The organism is Mesorhizobium sp. M0833 (assembly GCF_040319905.1).
Lineage (GTDB): Bacteria > Pseudomonadota > Alphaproteobacteria > Rhizobiales > Rhizobiaceae > Mesorhizobium.
In genome coordinates, this window is sequence record NZ_JAMYOQ010000003.1 from 266,935 (window position 1) to 281,384 (window position 14,450).

A 14,450-nucleotide genomic window follows, 5' to 3' on the forward strand; every position below is an offset into this window, starting at 1 on the left:
GCCGCACATTCTGATCTGCAAGCCCGAGGAGAAAACATGCCCGAAACCTTCAAAGCCATCCTCGTTTCGCGCGACGCCGAGAAAAACCAGTCGGTCGCGGTGACCGAGCTTACAGAGGCAGACCTGATGGAGGGCGACGTCACCGTCGCGGTCGAGGCGACGACGGTGAACTACAAGGACGGCCTTGCGATTACCGGCAAGGCGCCGGTAATCCGCCGCTGGCCGCTGGTGCCGGGCATCGATTTCGCCGGCACCGTCATCTTGTCCTCCAATCCTGACTGGCGCAAGGGTGACAAGGTCATATTGAACGGCTGGGGCGTCGGCGAGACGCATTTCGGCGCCTTTGCAGGGCGCGCCCGCGTCAAGGGCGACTGGCTGGTGCCGCTGCCGGACGGAATGAGCCCGCATGATGCGATGGCGATCGGCACCGCCGGCTACACCGCCATGCTTTGCGTCATCGCGCTGGAGCGCCACGGCATCGTGCCCGATCGCGGCCCGGTGGTGGTGACCGGCGCTGTTGGTGGCGTCGGCTCGGTCGCGATCTCGATCCTGTCCAGCCTCGGCTATCATGTCATCGCCTCAACCGGCCGCGCTGCCGAAAGCCCCTATCTGATCGACCTCGGCGCCGCGGAAGTGATTTCACGCGACGAGCTTGCCCAGCCGGCAAAACCGCTCGCCAAGGAACGCTGGGCCGGCGGCGTCGATGCCGTCGGCAGCCACACGCTGGCCAACGTTCTGTCGATGACCTCCTATGGCGGCACCGTCGCCGCTTGCGGCCTCGCCGGCGGCATGGACCTGCCGGCCAGCGTCGCCCCCTTCATCCTGCGCGGTGTCTCGCTGCTCGGCATCGATTCGGTGATGGCACCCAAGGCGGTCCGCCTCGAGGCCTGGCGCCGCATCGGCACCGATCTCGATCACGCAAAGCTTGCCAGTCTGTCGACGAGCATCGGCTTCGACGGCATCATCGGCGCCGCGCATGACATCGTCGAGGGCAAGATCCGCGGCCGTGTGGTGGTGGACATGTGAGCCCCGGGGAAAAAGAGCGCGACCGCTAAAATTCGAACGATCAATCACAACCTTCGATAAGCTCTGTCTGGCAGGAGTTCCGTATGATTGCGGAACCCGGCATCAGAGCGGCGGAACCAGCCGAACGGGCCGACGGGACGGCCCCCGAGGCGCCAGGACGGCAGCTTGTCGCCGCGCCACCGCTGGCGCCGGAATTACCCGACGCCAACCGCGAACGCCTGTCCTTCCTGACGCTGGTCGCCATTGTCGTGCTGGCGGGCCTGTCGCATTTGACCGGAGCGCCGATCTTCATCACCATCGGCCTTTTGGCGACAGCCATGGCCGGGCTCGCCATGCATCTGCGCAACAGGCGCACCGAGCGCCGCGCAGTGGCCCTGCTCGATGCGACCACCGCCCGCAGCCGCGCTGAAATCGAGACGCTGGCCGACCGCATGTGGGAGATGCAGGAGAGCGAGGAGCGCTTTCGCGGTCTGATCGATGCACTGGGCGATCTCGTCGTCCACCGCGACCGCGACGGCCACATTGTCTACGCCAACAAGGTTTTCGCCGACCTTGTCGAAACCGACCAGCGCGAGCTGGCCGGCAAGACCCTGGCCGAATTAGGCATCGATGTCGGCATCGTCCCCGACGCCGCCTTTTCCGACCATGAGTGCCTGAGTTCCACCGACGTCGCCATTCGCACGCCGGACGGTCCACGCTGGTTCTCTTGGATCGAGCTGTCGGTGCGCGACAAGGACAGCGGCGCCGTTTCGCATCGCGCCATCGCCCGCGACATCACCGCCCGCAAGCGCGCCGAATCCTCGCTGATCACCGCCCGCGAGCGGGCCGAATATGCGAGCCAGGCCAAATCACGCTTCCTCGCCACCGTCAGCCACGAGATCCGCACGCCGATGAACGGCATCATGGGCATGGCCCGGCTTCTCGCCGACACCAGCCTTTCACCCGAGCAGCGGACCTATGTCGGCGCCATCTCGACCTCGGCCAGCGCGCTGCTGGCGCTGATCGAGGACCTGCTCGACTACTCCAAGATCGAGGCAGGCCGCTTCGATCCCGAACCGCAGCCGATGTCGGTGCGTGAGATCGCCGACAATGTCGTCGAGCTTTTGGCGGCGCGCGCTTTTGCCAAGGATATCGGCCTCGGCTGTCATGTCGAACCCGACGTGCCGCAGTTGATCACCGCCGACCCCGGCAGGGTCAGGCAGGTGCTGCTCAACCTCATCGGCAACGCCGTCAAGTTCACCGACAGCGGCGGTGTCCTGGCAAGCATCGCCCGCGTCCGCACCGAAACCACCGACCGCATCCGCTTCACCATCACCGACACCGGCCCCGGTCTGCGCGAGGAGGACATGGAGCGCATCTTCGAGGACTTTGAACAGGCTGACGGCACCTCGACCCGTGCGCATGGCGGTGCCGGCCTCGGTCTTGCCATTTCCAAGCGCCTGGTGACCGCCATGGGCGGCACCATCTCTGTTTCGAGCCGCCTTGGCCAGGGATCTGAATTCGTCTTCGAGATTCCCGCTATTTCCGCCGTCGAGGCGCCGCAGATCCGCGAGAACCCGCTGTCGGGCCGGCATGCGGTGATCGTGTCGAAGAACCCGGTCGAGGCCGAAGCCATCGCCCGCACCATTCGCGCCAATGGCGGCACGGTCGATCTGGCCACCGCCGCCGCCCAGGCCACCGCTTTCGCCGAGGGCTGTGACGTGCTGCTGATCGATGCTGCCATGGAGCAAAGCGACGGCAGGCTGCTCAGGCGCCTGCGCCAGAGCGGATTTGCCGAGTGCGAGGCAGTGACGCTGATCGCGCCGACCGACCGCGGCATGCTTGGCGAGTTCCGTGCCAATGGTTACGCCACCTTCCTGGCGAGGCCGGTGCGCGGCGAGACACTGCTGCGCGTGCTTTTGACCAGCCATGCACCGGTCATCGCCGAGCCGCAACTGCAAAGGCGCGGCGCGCAGGCCGGGCATGCCATTGGCGCCCGCCAGCAGGGCCTGTCGGTGCTGATCGCCGAGGACAACGACATCAATGCCATGCTGGCCCGCGCCACGCTGCTGAAGGCCGGGCATCGCGTGAAAGTGGTCGGCAACGGCAAGGCCGCGGTCGAGGCGGTCATCAGCACCGGCCACAAGCACCGCTACGACGTGGTGCTGATGGACTTGCACATGCCTGTCATGGACGGCCTGGACGCCATCGCCGCCATCCGCCGCCATGAGGAGGAGACCGCGGTGCCGCCGGTGCCGATCATGGTGCTGTCGGCCGACAGCCAGGAAAAGACCCGCCATGCCGTGCTCGCTCACGGTGCCAGCGGCTTCGTCACCAAGCCGCTCGACCCCGATGCCCTGGTTCATGCCGTCGAGGGGCAAGTGGCCGCCTGAGGCACAACATAGACGGTTGATAGATTACCCAGCCGACGAAGTATTGCCCGCAGAGCCGTATCACGGTACTGTCACAATCCTGTTGCACCTACACCGTATCCCCGTGCCAAGAGGGATGGCTCGAAGGAGAATCACTCGTGCATACAGTCATGCCGGAATGTGATGCTCGGCCGAACGCCAGCGGGCCTTTGCTCGTCGGCCGGAACGCCGATGCCGTCATAAAAGGCGCATCGCTCGGCCGCATCGGCAATCTCGAAGTGCGGCTCGCCCGCAACGAGGCCGAGATCGCTGCCGCGCAGGAAGTGCGCTACCGGGTGTTCTACGACGAGCTTGGTGCCAGGAAGGACCTGTTCCAGATGCAGGACCGCCGCGATGCCGATCGCTTCGATCCCCTCTGCGATCATCTGCTTGTGTTCGATACTTCGCTTTCCGGCCCCGAGCATCGCCGCATCGTCGGCACCTACCGCCTGCTGCGGCAGGAGATTGCCGCGGCGGCCGGCGGCTTCTATTCCGAAGGCGAATTCGAGCTGACCAAGCTGATCGCGCGGCATCCCGGCCAGCGTTTCCTCGAGCTCGGCCGCTCCTGTGTTCTGCCGGAATACCGCTCGAAGCGCACCATCGAGGCGCTGTGGCAAGGCATCTGGGCCTATATCAACCATTACGGCATCGGCGTGATGACCGGATGCGCGTCGTTCCACGGCACCGTGCCGGCGGCACATGCGGAGGCGCTGACCTATCTTGCCCACCACTGCCGGACGAATTCATCCTGGGACGTGCGCGCCGTCGCCGGGCGCTATTGTTCCATGGACCTGATGCCGATCGAGGCCGTCAACACCAAGGCGGCGATCGCCGCGATGCCGCCGCTGGTCAAGGGCTATCTGCGCGTCGGCGCGCGCATCGGCGACGGCTGCGTCATCGACCGTGAATTCTCGACGGTCGACGTGTTCGTGGTGATGCCGGTCAAGGAGATCGGTGCCCGCTACGTCAATTATTATGGCGGAGAAGCGCAGCGGTTTGCTGCCTGAGTAGGGCAGTAGGGGAGAGAAGGTAACGGCCGGAGTAGGCAATTGCTCTACTTTATCCGACGTAGCGTTAATCCCTGATCCCCTACTCCCCTAACCTACGCATCCTTCTCAGCTTGCTCATTCACCGGCCCCGGCTCCACCGGCGCTTCGCTCGCCACATGCTTGGGGCCGCCCTTGGCGACGCCGACCATGGCCGGCCGCAGCACACGCTCGCCGATCGAATAGCCGGGCTGCACGACCTGCACGACCGTGTTGGCCGGTACGTCGGGATTGGGCACCTCGAACATCGCCTGGTGGAAATTCGGATCGAATTTCTCGCCCTCAGGCTCAAGCTTCTTCACGCCGTGACGTTCCAGCGCCGACAGCATGGCGCGCTCGGTGATCTCGACGCCGTCGATCAGCGCCTTGAAACCGGCATCGCCCGAAGCCTTGGCCTCCTCCGGGATGGCATCCAGAGCACGGCGCAGATTGTCTGACACTGAAAGCATGTCGCGGGCAAAGTTGGCAACCGCATAGGCACGCGCATCGTGGACGTCGCGGGCGGTGCGGCGGCGCAAATTCTCCATGTCGGCCGCGACGCGCAGCGCGCGATCCTTCAGCTCTTCGTTTTCCTTCAGAAGCCGCACAAGCGCTTCATAGTCGCTGTCGACGCCGCTTTCCCTTGGCTCCGCGGCAGCCTCGGTCTTCTCGGCTTCATCGGGCGCGCGTTCGTCTTTTGCCTGGTCGCTCATCGCCGTTTCCCGTCATTTTCGAATGGTGTGGATTTGCGCCCGATATCGAGGTTTAGCGGCCAAAAATCAAGGGGCAAGCGCTACTGCAGCCGCTGTCGCGGCTTGATGGCGGACAGCGCAACCTTTCGAGTTTAATTCAAACTTTACCATACCGGACGGCTTTGCTTGCCAGGCTACTACAATGCGGGAACCATTTCTCTCCTGGAAGAGTTTCGAAGCCGACACAGGATTTTGGAAGATGTCCCGCACCAATGGCGAAAAGCGCGATGGGCTCGCCCTCGATATCCGGCGCCAGCTCGGCAATGAGACCACCAAGCGCTTCCTGCGCACCCTGCCGGCATTCCGCACGGAGACGGATATTCCCGACCGTCTGAAGAAATTGCTCGACCGCCTGGATGGCATCGAAACCAACATGGTCGGAGGCGGACGCCGTCGATAGGTGCCGTTGCCGGCGACGCGCCCGGCGACTGTGGCCGGAATTCGTCGCATCGCGCGACATTTACCCGCAGTAACTTTGCGTGATCTTCGTCTTGCGGCAGCGCCCTGCTCCGCCTATGTTTCATGATGAACATGATTTCCCCCGAAGCTGTGGCAAACAGCAAGCGCGCCTGGTTGAAAATCCTGTCGCGCTATAAAAAGCCCGACAGGCGTCGCAGCGCCGTCGAACTCGCCATCACCCTTATTCCCTTCGCCACGCTGTGGGCACTGTCCTCGGCCGCCTATGCCTATGGCCATTGGTGGGGTCTGGTCCTCATCCTTCCGGCCGCCGGCTTTCTGGTGCGGATCTTCATGATCCAGCACGATTGCGGTCACGGCTCCTTCTTTGCCAATCGCTATGCCGACGACTGGATCGGCCGTGTGCTTGGCGTGCTAACGCTGACGCCCTACGATTGCTGGCGCCGCGCCCACGCAACCCATCACGCCAGCGCCGGCAATCTCGACGAGCGCGGCACCGGCGACATCAAGACACTGACCGTCGCTGAATATCGGCAACTGTCGTGGCGAGGCCGGCTCGCCTATCGCCTCTATCGCCATCCGCTGGTGATGTTCGGCCTTGGCCCGATATGGATTTTCATGTTCGAGCAGAGACTGCCCTTGGGCATGATGCGGGGCGGCCTCACACCCTGGGTGTCGTCGATGTCCACCAACCTCGCCGTCGCGGTCATCGCCGCTCTGCTCATCTGGTTCGTTGGCCCCGGCGCGTTCCTGGTCGTGCATCTGCCGATCGTCATCCTCGCCGGATCGGCCGGCATCTGGCTGTTCTATGTCCAGCATCAGTTCGAGGAGACGGAGTGGACAAAGGACTCAGAGTGGGAATTCCAGCACGCTGCCCTGCACGGTTCGTCCTATTACGACCTGCCGCCGGTGCTGAACTGGATCACCGGCAATATCGGCGTCCACCACGTGCACCACCTCTCGGCCAAGGTGCCGTGCTACCGGCTTCCGGAAGTGCTGAGGGACTATCCGGAGCTGCGTGAGATCGGCCGCGTCACACTCCTCGACAGCCTGCGCTGCGTCAAGCTGGCGCTGTGGGACGAGAGCCGCAGCAAGCTGGTATCGTTCCGCGAAGCGCGGATCCCCGTGTAGGCGCACCGCCGCACCTAAAGCGCGTCGCGCTCGACCGGCCTCATGCGACGCGCTTTAGGTTCTTGTTTATGCATGCCGTTATCGCAAAACCGCTGAACACACTTTTGCGCGACATGCGTTAGGGGTGCGGCAGGCTCCAAAATTCCGAGCTTAAGCCGCCTGGCGTTGGTCGCGCATCAGGATCTCGCCCTGGCGGATCTCGGTGCCCAGCACTTTCAGGCATTCGCGCATGAAGGCGGCAAGGCCCGGCCAGCCCTTGGCCGACACCAGATTGCCATCGACATGGGCGCCGGTCGGCGCAACATCGATATAGATGCCGCCGGCCAGCGTGACTTCCGGTTCGCAATATTGCAGTGCCGCGACTTCGCGGCCGCGCACTACGCCGTCGACTGCGATCAGGATCTGCACGCCGTGGCAGATGGTGAAGATCGGCTTTCCCGTCTCATGGAAATGCCGCACCAGCGCCTGCACGCGTTTGTCGATGCGGATATATTCCGGCCCGCGCCCGCCCGCCGCGTAGACGGCATCGTAGTCGGCGGGATTGACCTCGGAAAACGTCTTGTTGAGGATGTAGTCGTGGCCGAGCTTTTCCGTATAGGTCTGGTGGCTCTCGAAGTCGTGCAGCGAGGTCTTCAGGATATCGCCGGCCTTTTTGTCGGGGCAAACGACATGGACCGTGTGGCCGACCGCATGCATGGCCTGTTCAAAGACGAAAATCTCGTACTCCTCGCTGAACTCGCCAACGAGCATCAATATCTTCTTGCCAGCCATACCCGGTTCCTCCCTTGTGGCCACATTTATTCGGATCGCGAAATAATGGGCTTATCCTAAGGCGGAGAGGCGCAAAATAAAAGGCTGAATCGGGAATGTGGTCCGACCAGACAGGCTTCTGGCCCTCTGGGGCGGATCAGCCGGGGCGCACCCGCCGCCAGGAATATTTCGGGCCTTTGGGCTCCGGCTTCACCGCCGGCTGATAGAACAGCGGCAGTCCGCCTGTGCGGCCTTGCTCAAGCCGCTTCAGCAGCACCGGGTGCAATATCTCGAATTCGTCGAAGCCGAGGCGCAGCATATGCGGCAGCTGGTCGATCAGCACCTGCCCGGTGGCGCGCATGGCGCCGGTGAAGTGGTAACGGCTGCGCAGCAATTCGCCCTTGGAGAACGAGCGGCCGTCATTGAACACCGGAAAGGCCAGCGCCACCAGTGACAGCTGGTCGAGCAGGCCGGCGATCTTGTCGAGCTGGTCGCCGGGCTGCAACAGCACGCCGATGCGTTCCTTCGCCGACCGCCGCACCTCCGGATCGAGGCCGAGAAACGCCTGCAACGGCAGGATGAAACGGCCATTGCCGACCAGCGCCTCGGCGCTTTCGGCATGAACCCACTCGTCCTCGCGGAACCCATCCGGTGTCCACAGCCGCGTGGCGTTTTCGGCTATCAAGTCGCTCATCAAGAAAATTCCCAAGTCCAAAGAGTCTAAAGTGCAAAACACCTCAGGGTGCGTTGAGATTCAGGTCAGGCCGAGCCGGAGCCGAAGGCGGGCGCGAAGCGACCAAACTGCGTGGCTTCCGAAAACCGGAGCGGAGCGTACTCTTTTGGTACGCGAGCACCGGAAGCGCAGGAAGCCGCCATTTGCAGGCCGGCTGAATATCAATATGCCCTAAAGTGAGGCGTCAGTCAGCGACCTTTCCAAACCCGACAAGTGGATGCCGCATTCGGTCTTGGCGTGCCCGGCCCAGCGGCCGCTGCGCGCGTCGTCGCCCGGTTGCACCGGCTGCGTGCATGGGAAGCAGCCGATCGACAGATAGCCATAGGCGACCAGCGGGTTTTCACGCAGCGCATGCGCGCGCATGTAGCCGGCCTGGTCCGATGTCGTCCAGTGCGCCAGCGGATTGATGCGGATGCGCGAGCCGACCGCCTCGAACACCGGGAGCGCTGCCCGGGTCGCCGCCTGGAAGCGCTTGCGGCCGGTGAACCAGGCGCGGAACGGCTCGACGCCGCGCGCCAGCGGCTCGACCTTGCGCACGTCGCAGCAGGCGTCAGTATCGGTCTCGTTCAGATTGCCGGTCGGGTCGATCCTTGCCAGCGCCGCATCGTCGGGCCTGATCACCCGGATATCGGTCAGCCCGAAATCGGCGGCCAGCGCGTCACGATAGCCGAGCGTCTCCTCGAAATGCTTGCCGGTGTCGAGAAAGATCACCGGCAGCGTGCGGTCGATCTCGGCGATCATGTGCAGCAGCACCGCCGAATCCGCGCCAAAGGACGAGACGGCGGCGATATCGCCATGAAAGAATTCCCGGGTCGACCGCTCGATGATCTCCAGCGGCTTCAGATGGCCGTAGAGCGCGTCGAGACCCGCCGCTTGGGCGGCGATGCCGGCCTCGACGTCGACGATACGGTCAAGCGGCCTTGGCTTCGCCAGCATAGAGCGCCTCCTTGAACGGCGCGGGACCGACACGGCGGTAGGCGTCGATGAATCTTTCATTTCTGTCCAGCCGAAGCCCGAGATAGGTCTCGACGATCTGCTCGATGGCATCGGTGATCTCTTCCGAACTGAAGCCGCGGCCGATGATCTCGCCGACCGAGGTGTTCTCGTCGGCCGAGCCGCCGAGCGTCACCTGGTAGAGCTCGGCGCCTTTCTTCTCGACCCCGAGGATGCCGATATGGCCGACATGGTGATGGCCGCATGCATTGATGCAGCCGGAAATCTTCAGCTTCAATTCGCCGATCTCGCGCTGGCGCTCCAGTGAGGCGAAGCGCCGCGAGATTTCCTGCGCCACGGGAATCGAGCGCGCCGTCGCCAGCGCGCAATAATCGAGGCCGGGGCAAGAGATGATGTCGCTGATCAGGTTGGAATTGGCCGTCGCCAGCCCGATATCGACAAGCGCGTCATAGACCGCCTTGAGGTCGGCCCGCGCGACATGCGGCAGGATCAGGTTCTGCTCGTGGCTGACGCGCAGCTCGTCGAATGAATATTTTTCGGCAATGTCGGCGACCGCTTCCATCTGGCTGTCGGAGGCATCGCCCGGCGTCTCGCCGATGCCCTTGAGCGAGATGGTCACCGCCGCGTAGTCGGGATGGCGATGGGTGACCACATTCTGGTCCAGCCATTCGGAAAAGCTCCTGGAGTCGAGGCGGGCAAGCTTGACCGCCTCGTCGCCTTCCGGCTGGTCGACAAGCGCCGGCGGCGCGAAATAGGCGTCGATGGCGCGGATGTCTTCTTCCGGCAGCCTCAGCTCGGCGTCCTTCAACTCCTGCCATTCGGCCTCGACCTGGCGGGTGATCTCCTCGACGCCGGTCTCATGGACCAGGATCTTGATGCGCGCCTTGAACTTGTTGTCGCGACGGCCGTAGAGGTTATAAACGCGCAGGATCGCCGTGCAGTAGGACAACAGATCCGCTTCGGGCAGGAAATCGCGGATCTTCTTGGCCACCATCGGCGTGCGGCCCTGGCCGCCGCCGACATAGACGGCGAAACCAAGCTCACCGGCGGCGTTCTTCTTCAGGTGCAGGCCGATGTCGTGCGTCTGGATGGCGGCGCGGTCGCGCTCGGCGCCGGTCACCGCGATCTTGAATTTTCGCGGCAGGAACGAGAATTCCGGATGCACCGAGGACCATTGCCGCAGGATTTCGGCATAGGGGCGCGGATCGGCAACCTCGTCGGCGGCTGCGCCGGCGAAGTGGTCGGCAGTGACGTTGCGAATGCAGTTGCCGCTGGTCTGGATGGCGTGCATCTCGACGTTTGCCAGATCGGCCAGGATCGCCGGGATGTCCGACAGCGCCGGCCAGTTGAACTGGATGTTCTGGCGCGTCGTGAAATGCCCATAACCCTTGTCGTATTTGCGGGCGATGTGGCCGAGCATGCGCAGCTGCTTGCTGTTCAGCGTGCCGTAGGGGACCGCGATGCGCAGCATATAGGCATGCAGCTGCAGATAGACGCCGTTCATCAGCCGCAGTGGCCGGAACTGGTCTTCGGTGATCTCGCCGGCAAGGCGCCGCGCGACCTGGTCGCTGAACTCGGCGACGCGGGCCTTGACGAAATCGTGGTCGAACTCATCGTAACGGTACATATTCAGGTCTTTCCGGGCGCGTCCGCCCGTTATTTTCTTCGTTCGAGCATGATCGGGATCATGCTTGTGTCATCTATGCCGCGCGCGCGGCATGCGGACGGGCCTGCTTGCCCAGATCGTTGCGGGTGGTCGGGCCGGCGGCACGGATCTTTTCGCGCAACCGGACCGCTTCGACCGTGCCGTTGGCCACTGTCACGTCGATCAGGTTGACGTCGACCACTTCGTTGGCGGCGGAGGCCTTGGCGCCGATCGCCTCCAGCCGGTCCTCGGCCGCCTTGTCATGGGCGATATCGGCATGGTCGATGGTCTCGGCCCAGCCGCCATTGGCGTACCAGACGGCTATGCCGTCGGCGAGGCGGTTAGCGGTCAGCACTTTCATTGGTTCACTCCTTGCGCCGCAGCACGGGCCACGCTTTGCTGCCTGTGTGCCGCCAGCGGCTCGGACCGTTCGAAATTGGCGCCGGCCACCGCGTCGCCGATGATGGTCATCACCGGGCCGCTGAGGTCGGCGCGCGCCTCCAGCGACGGCAGGTCGGCGAGTGTGCCGTGGAAACGGCGGCGGTTGGCAAGGCTGGCATTCTCGACCACGGCGACGGCCGTATCCGGCGACAGGCCGGCTTCGATCAGCCGGCCGGCGACCTCGGCGGCGACCGAGCGGCCCATATAGACGGCGACCGTCGCGCCGGAAATGGCGAGCTTTGCCCAGTCGGGCAGCGAATTGCCCTTGAGGTCATGGCCGGTGGTGAACACCATCGACGACGACACGCCGCGCAGCGTCAGCGGCAGTTCGAAATCGGCGGCGGCGGCGAAGGCCGCGGTGACGCCCGGAACCACTTCGTAGGCGACGCCGGCATCGCGAAGCGCCGCCATCTCCTCGCCGGCCCGGCCGAACACCAGCGGGTCGCCGGACTTCAGCCGCACGACACGCTTGCCGGCGTGGCCAAGCTCGACCAGCAGCGCATTGATCTCGGCCTGGCTCTTGGAATGGCAGCCCTTGCGCTTGCCGACCGGCAGGCGCTCGGCATCGCGGCGGCCCATGGCGACGATCGCCTCCGGCACCAGCGCGTCATGGACGATCACGTCGGCTTCCATCAGCAGGCGATGGGCGCGCAGCGTCAAAAGGTCCTCGGCGCCTGGACCGGCGCCTACAAGCGCGATATGGCCCGATGCCGGTTCTTTCGAAAGCAGCAGGCCGACGGCCGCATCATGCGCCTGCGAAAGCTCGCCGGCCTCGACAGCGCGGGCTGGCGCGCCGCCAAAGAAATCGCTCCAGAAGCGGCGGCGGGCATTGCCCTTCGGCAGCAGTCTTTCGGCGGTGTCGCGAAACGATGCGGCGAGCGCTGCGAGCGGACCGAGCGACGGCGACAGCATGCGGTCGATGCGGCTGCGCAGCATCTGCGCCAGCACCGGGCCGGCACCTTCCGTGCCGATGGCAATGGCAACCGGCGCGCGGTTGACCAGTGCCGGCGTGAAGAAATCGCATAGCTCCGGCCGGTCGACGGCATTGACCGGAATGCCCAGCCGGCGCGCATCCCCGGCAACGCGGCGATCGAGCGCCGCGTCGCCGCTGGCGGCAAACACCATCACCGCACCGTTGAGATGTGCTGCATCATAGGCGCCGGCGATGTGGGCGGCCCCCGTCTCGGCGATAAAGGCCAGCAGCTCCGGGCTTGTTTCATCGCTGACGATGCGCAGCACAGCGCTCGAGTGCGCGAGCAACCGCGCCTTGGCCAGCGCTTCCTCTGCGCCGCCGACAATGGCTATGGCTTCGCCCTCGACCCGCATGAAGACGGGAAAGGCATTGAGCTTGGGCGTGGCTTGCGGCATGACGAGCGGAATCCTGGAACCTTTTGTCAGTTCTACGCGGGGGCGCGAAAAACCAGAAGGCACCCACTCGCGCATCGCTTCGTAGCAGGCAATCTCTTTTCTGCAAGCATGAAGGCCAAGAGAAAAATATTCCACATTCAAATGCGGAGCAGATTGAAGCTGCTGTTGCAGCCCTTGATCCGCTGCCTTTTTAGCGGCCGGAGGAGCTAACCACAAACCAGATTTTTCTAAATTCTATCAATTTAGTAGATTAAGCCGCCGGATACTGGCGAGCGATCGACGGCAGCCCGCACTCTCGCCGACCCCCTGTCGGAGCACCGGGTCCGAGTGCCGGAACATTCCCGCCTCGGTACGCGTTTGCCCTATGGACCCGGGCCGGTCACACTCCTGCAGCAAAGGCCCGGCGGTGGGTTCGAAAATCAAAAAGGAGCGCCCCATGAGCAACGTCAGACTGAAACGCGGACTGTGGATCGTGGTGGCAGATGGCGAAAAGGCGCTGTTCCTCGAGAACCGTGGAGACGTCCAATATCCCGACCTTCAAGTCGTGCACGAGATGGAGCAGGAAAATCCGGCAACCCGAGAACAAGGCACGGACCGCCCCGGCCGCTACAGCGACGGCCCTTCCGTCCACCGCAGTGCGGTCGAGGACACCGACTGGCACCGTCTCGGCAAGGAGCGTTTTGCCGAAGAGATTGCCGACAGGCTCTACAAGCTCGCCCATCGCGGCACATTCAAGGAGATCGTGCTGATCGCGCCGCCGCCGGTGCTGGGCGACATGCGCAGGAAACTGCACAAGGAGGTCACCGACAAGTTAACGGCCGAAATTCCGAAGACGCTGACCAACCACAGCATACCGGATACGAGAGCCTGCTGCAGGCGACCTGATCGGGCATCGGCGGCGTGCAATTTCCTTATTAATCCCAGTCTGGGGCAGGTCCTCCCGTGAACGATGGGAGAGGGGTCGCCAGCGCTGGAGTTCCCCCTTCTCCCCGTTCTTCACGCGGAGAAGGTGCCCGGCCGGCGGGATGAGGGGCAGCGCCGACGATTGATAAAACTCAGCCGCTCAAACGTGCTGGCCGCCGTTGATGTGGATTTCCGAGCCGGTCACATAGGACGCCTGCTGCGAGCACAGGAAGAAGATGATGTCGGCGACTTCCGCCGTGGTGCCTAGCCGTCTCAGCGGGATGGTCTCGACGATTTTGTCCGTGCCCGGCGACAGGATCGCGGTGTCGATCTCGCCCGGCGCAATCGCATTGACGCGGATGCCGTGCGGGCCGAAATCATGCGCCATTTCGCGGGTCAGCGAGCCGAGCGCCGCCTTCGATGTCGCATAGGCGGTGCCGGCGAAAGGATGCACGCGGGTGCCGGCGATCGAGGTGACGTTGACGATCGAGCCCTTGGCCGATGCCAGTTCCTTGAACAATCCCCGCGCCAGCATGATCGGGGCGAAGAAATTCACCTGGAAGACGTCGCGCCAGACATGCATCGGCGTGTCGATCGAGTTCATGCGGCTGTTGCCGTCCTTGAGCTTCGGCGAGATGCCGGCATTGTTGACCAGCGCATGCAGCTGGCCGCCATGTGCTTCCAGGCGGTGACGAATCTCGGAGATCGCGATGCCGACATCCTCCTGGTCGGCGAGATCGACCTTGATATGGTCTTCCGGGCCGGCCGGCCACGGGCAGTCCTCGGCAAAGGCCTGGCGCGAGCAGGTGATGACGCGCCAGCCTTCGCGTGAAAAGCGCTTGACCGTGGCATGGCCGATGCCGCGGCTGGCGCCGGTCAGCACGATCGTCTTTCTGGTGTCGAGTTCAGCCATGT

The 14,450-nt window shown here is 64.1% G+C and carries 14 protein-coding genes; 6 read left to right on the forward strand and 8 right to left on the reverse strand.

Annotation, left to right across the window (positions count from 1 at the left end; genetic code table 11):
- Positions 1 to 36: 36 nt before the first annotated feature.
- From acuI to olsB, 3 genes are all read left to right on the forward strand, one after another.
- On the forward strand, positions 37 to 1,026 hold the full coding sequence (acuI, locus tag NKH98_RS05395) for an acrylyl-CoA reductase (NADPH) (RefSeq protein ID WP_352897009.1): 990 nt from the start codon (positions 37 to 39) through the stop codon (positions 1,024 to 1,026).
- An 83-nt stretch (positions 1,027 to 1,109) separates the two neighbouring features.
- A complete protein-coding gene (locus tag NKH98_RS05400; protein ID WP_352897011.1) occupies positions 1,110 to 3,398 on the forward strand; it encodes a hybrid sensor histidine kinase/response regulator in 2,289 nt (762 codons plus the stop codon).
- Positions 3,399 to 3,547: 149 nt separating this feature from the next.
- Complete coding sequence (gene olsB / locus NKH98_RS05405) at positions 3,548 to 4,423, forward strand: l-ornithine N(alpha)-acyltransferase (RefSeq protein WP_023675251.1); 876 nt, start codon at positions 3,548 to 3,550, stop codon at positions 4,421 to 4,423.
- Positions 4,424 to 4,518: 95 nt separating this feature from the next.
- On the opposite strand, the gene grpE is transcribed toward olsB, so the two are convergent.
- Entirely contained in the window at positions 4,519 to 5,154 is a 636-nt protein-coding gene (gene grpE, locus NKH98_RS05410; RefSeq protein ID WP_352476397.1) for a nucleotide exchange factor GrpE, read from the reverse strand.
- Between the two features lie 238 nt (positions 5,155 to 5,392).
- On the opposite strand from grpE, the gene NKH98_RS05415 reads away from it, so the two are divergent.
- Positions 5,393 to 5,593 (forward strand): hypothetical protein, encoded by a 201-nt coding sequence (locus tag NKH98_RS05415; RefSeq protein ID WP_352897013.1) that lies wholly within the window; start codon positions 5,393 to 5,395, stop codon positions 5,591 to 5,593.
- Between the two features lie 125 nt (positions 5,594 to 5,718).
- On the forward strand, positions 5,719 to 6,741 hold the full coding sequence (locus NKH98_RS05420; protein WP_352897133.1) for a fatty acid desaturase: 1,023 nt from the start codon (positions 5,719 to 5,721) through the stop codon (positions 6,739 to 6,741).
- Positions 6,742 to 6,891: 150 nt separating this feature from the next.
- Here the strand turns inward: NKH98_RS05420 and NKH98_RS05425 are convergent, their stop codons facing one another.
- The 6 genes from NKH98_RS05425 to cysG all read right to left on the reverse strand — a co-directional run bounded on the left by NKH98_RS05425 (position 6,892) and on the right by cysG (position 12,632).
- A complete protein-coding gene (locus NKH98_RS05425) occupies positions 6,892 to 7,512 on the reverse strand; it encodes a DJ-1/PfpI family protein (protein WP_352897015.1) in 621 nt (206 codons plus the stop codon).
- 136 nt (positions 7,513 to 7,648) lie between these two features.
- Positions 7,649 to 8,185, reverse strand: coding sequence for a DUF934 domain-containing protein (locus NKH98_RS05430; protein WP_352897016.1), 537 nt, complete (start codon positions 8,183 to 8,185; stop codon positions 7,649 to 7,651).
- A 210-nt stretch (positions 8,186 to 8,395) separates the two neighbouring features.
- Positions 8,396 to 9,160 (reverse strand): phosphoadenylyl-sulfate reductase, encoded by a 765-nt coding sequence (locus tag NKH98_RS05435; protein WP_254816800.1) that lies wholly within the window; start codon positions 9,158 to 9,160, stop codon positions 8,396 to 8,398.
- Complete coding sequence (locus tag NKH98_RS05440; protein WP_352897018.1) at positions 9,135 to 10,805, reverse strand: nitrite/sulfite reductase; 1,671 nt, start codon at positions 10,803 to 10,805, stop codon at positions 9,135 to 9,137. The genes NKH98_RS05435 and NKH98_RS05440 overlap by 26 nt, the downstream gene beginning before the upstream one ends.
- 73 nt (positions 10,806 to 10,878) lie before the next feature.
- On the reverse strand, positions 10,879 to 11,184 hold the full coding sequence (locus NKH98_RS05445; protein WP_352702663.1) for a DUF2849 domain-containing protein: 306 nt from the start codon (positions 11,182 to 11,184) through the stop codon (positions 10,879 to 10,881).
- On the reverse strand, positions 11,181 to 12,632 hold the full coding sequence (gene cysG / locus NKH98_RS05450; protein ID WP_352897020.1) for a siroheme synthase CysG: 1,452 nt from the start codon (positions 12,630 to 12,632) through the stop codon (positions 11,181 to 11,183). The genes NKH98_RS05445 and cysG overlap by 4 nt, the downstream gene beginning before the upstream one ends.
- 436 nt (positions 12,633 to 13,068) lie before the next feature.
- Here cysG and NKH98_RS05455 point away from each other — a divergent pair, with 436 nt between their 5' ends.
- The gene (locus tag NKH98_RS05455; protein WP_352897022.1) at positions 13,069 to 13,578 is read left to right on the forward strand and encodes a host attachment family protein; all 510 of its coding nucleotides are present in this window, start codon (positions 13,069 to 13,071) and stop codon (positions 13,576 to 13,578) included.
- Between the two features lie 117 nt (positions 13,579 to 13,695).
- Here the strand turns inward: NKH98_RS05455 and NKH98_RS05460 are convergent, their stop codons facing one another.
- On the reverse strand, positions 13,696 to 14,448 hold the full coding sequence (locus NKH98_RS05460) for an SDR family NAD(P)-dependent oxidoreductase (RefSeq protein WP_352897024.1): 753 nt from the start codon (positions 14,446 to 14,448) through the stop codon (positions 13,696 to 13,698).
- Positions 14,449 to 14,450 lie beyond the last annotated feature (2 nt).

Coding starts and splice junctions, on each gene's coding strand:
- NKH98_RS05435 (WP_254816800.1), bottom strand. CDS start 9,160: ATGCTGGCGAAGCCAAGGCCGCTTGACCGTATCGTCGACGTCGAGGCC.
- NKH98_RS05440 (WP_352897018.1), bottom strand. CDS start 10,805: ATGTACCGTTACGATGAGTTCGACCACGATTTCGTCAAGGCCCGCGTC.
- NKH98_RS05415 (WP_352897013.1), top strand. CDS start 5,393: ATGTCCCGCACCAATGGCGAAAAGCGCGATGGGCTCGCCCTCGATATC.
- NKH98_RS05400 (WP_352897011.1), top strand. CDS start 1,110: ATGATTGCGGAACCCGGCATCAGAGCGGCGGAACCAGCCGAACGGGCC.
- NKH98_RS05445 (WP_352702663.1), bottom strand. CDS start 11,184: ATGAAAGTGCTGACCGCTAACCGCCTCGCCGACGGCATAGCCGTCTGG.
- NKH98_RS05455 (WP_352897022.1), top strand. CDS start 13,069: ATGAGCAACGTCAGACTGAAACGCGGACTGTGGATCGTGGTGGCAGAT.
- acuI (WP_352897009.1), top strand. CDS start 37: ATGCCCGAAACCTTCAAAGCCATCCTCGTTTCGCGCGACGCCGAGAAA.
- cysG (WP_352897020.1), bottom strand. CDS start 12,632: ATGCCGCAAGCCACGCCCAAGCTCAATGCCTTTCCCGTCTTCATGCGG.
- grpE (WP_352476397.1), bottom strand. CDS start 5,154: ATGAGCGACCAGGCAAAAGACGAACGCGCGCCCGATGAAGCCGAGAAG.
- NKH98_RS05420 (WP_352897133.1), top strand. CDS start 5,719: ATGAACATGATTTCCCCCGAAGCTGTGGCAAACAGCAAGCGCGCCTGG.
- NKH98_RS05425 (WP_352897015.1), bottom strand. CDS start 7,512: ATGGCTGGCAAGAAGATATTGATGCTCGTTGGCGAGTTCAGCGAGGAG.
- olsB (WP_023675251.1), top strand. CDS start 3,548: ATGCCGGAATGTGATGCTCGGCCGAACGCCAGCGGGCCTTTGCTCGTC.
- NKH98_RS05460 (WP_352897024.1), bottom strand. CDS start 14,448: ATGGCTGAACTCGACACCAGAAAGACGATCGTGCTGACCGGCGCCAGC.
- NKH98_RS05430 (WP_352897016.1), bottom strand. CDS start 8,185: ATGAGCGACTTGATAGCCGAAAACGCCACGCGGCTGTGGACACCGGAT.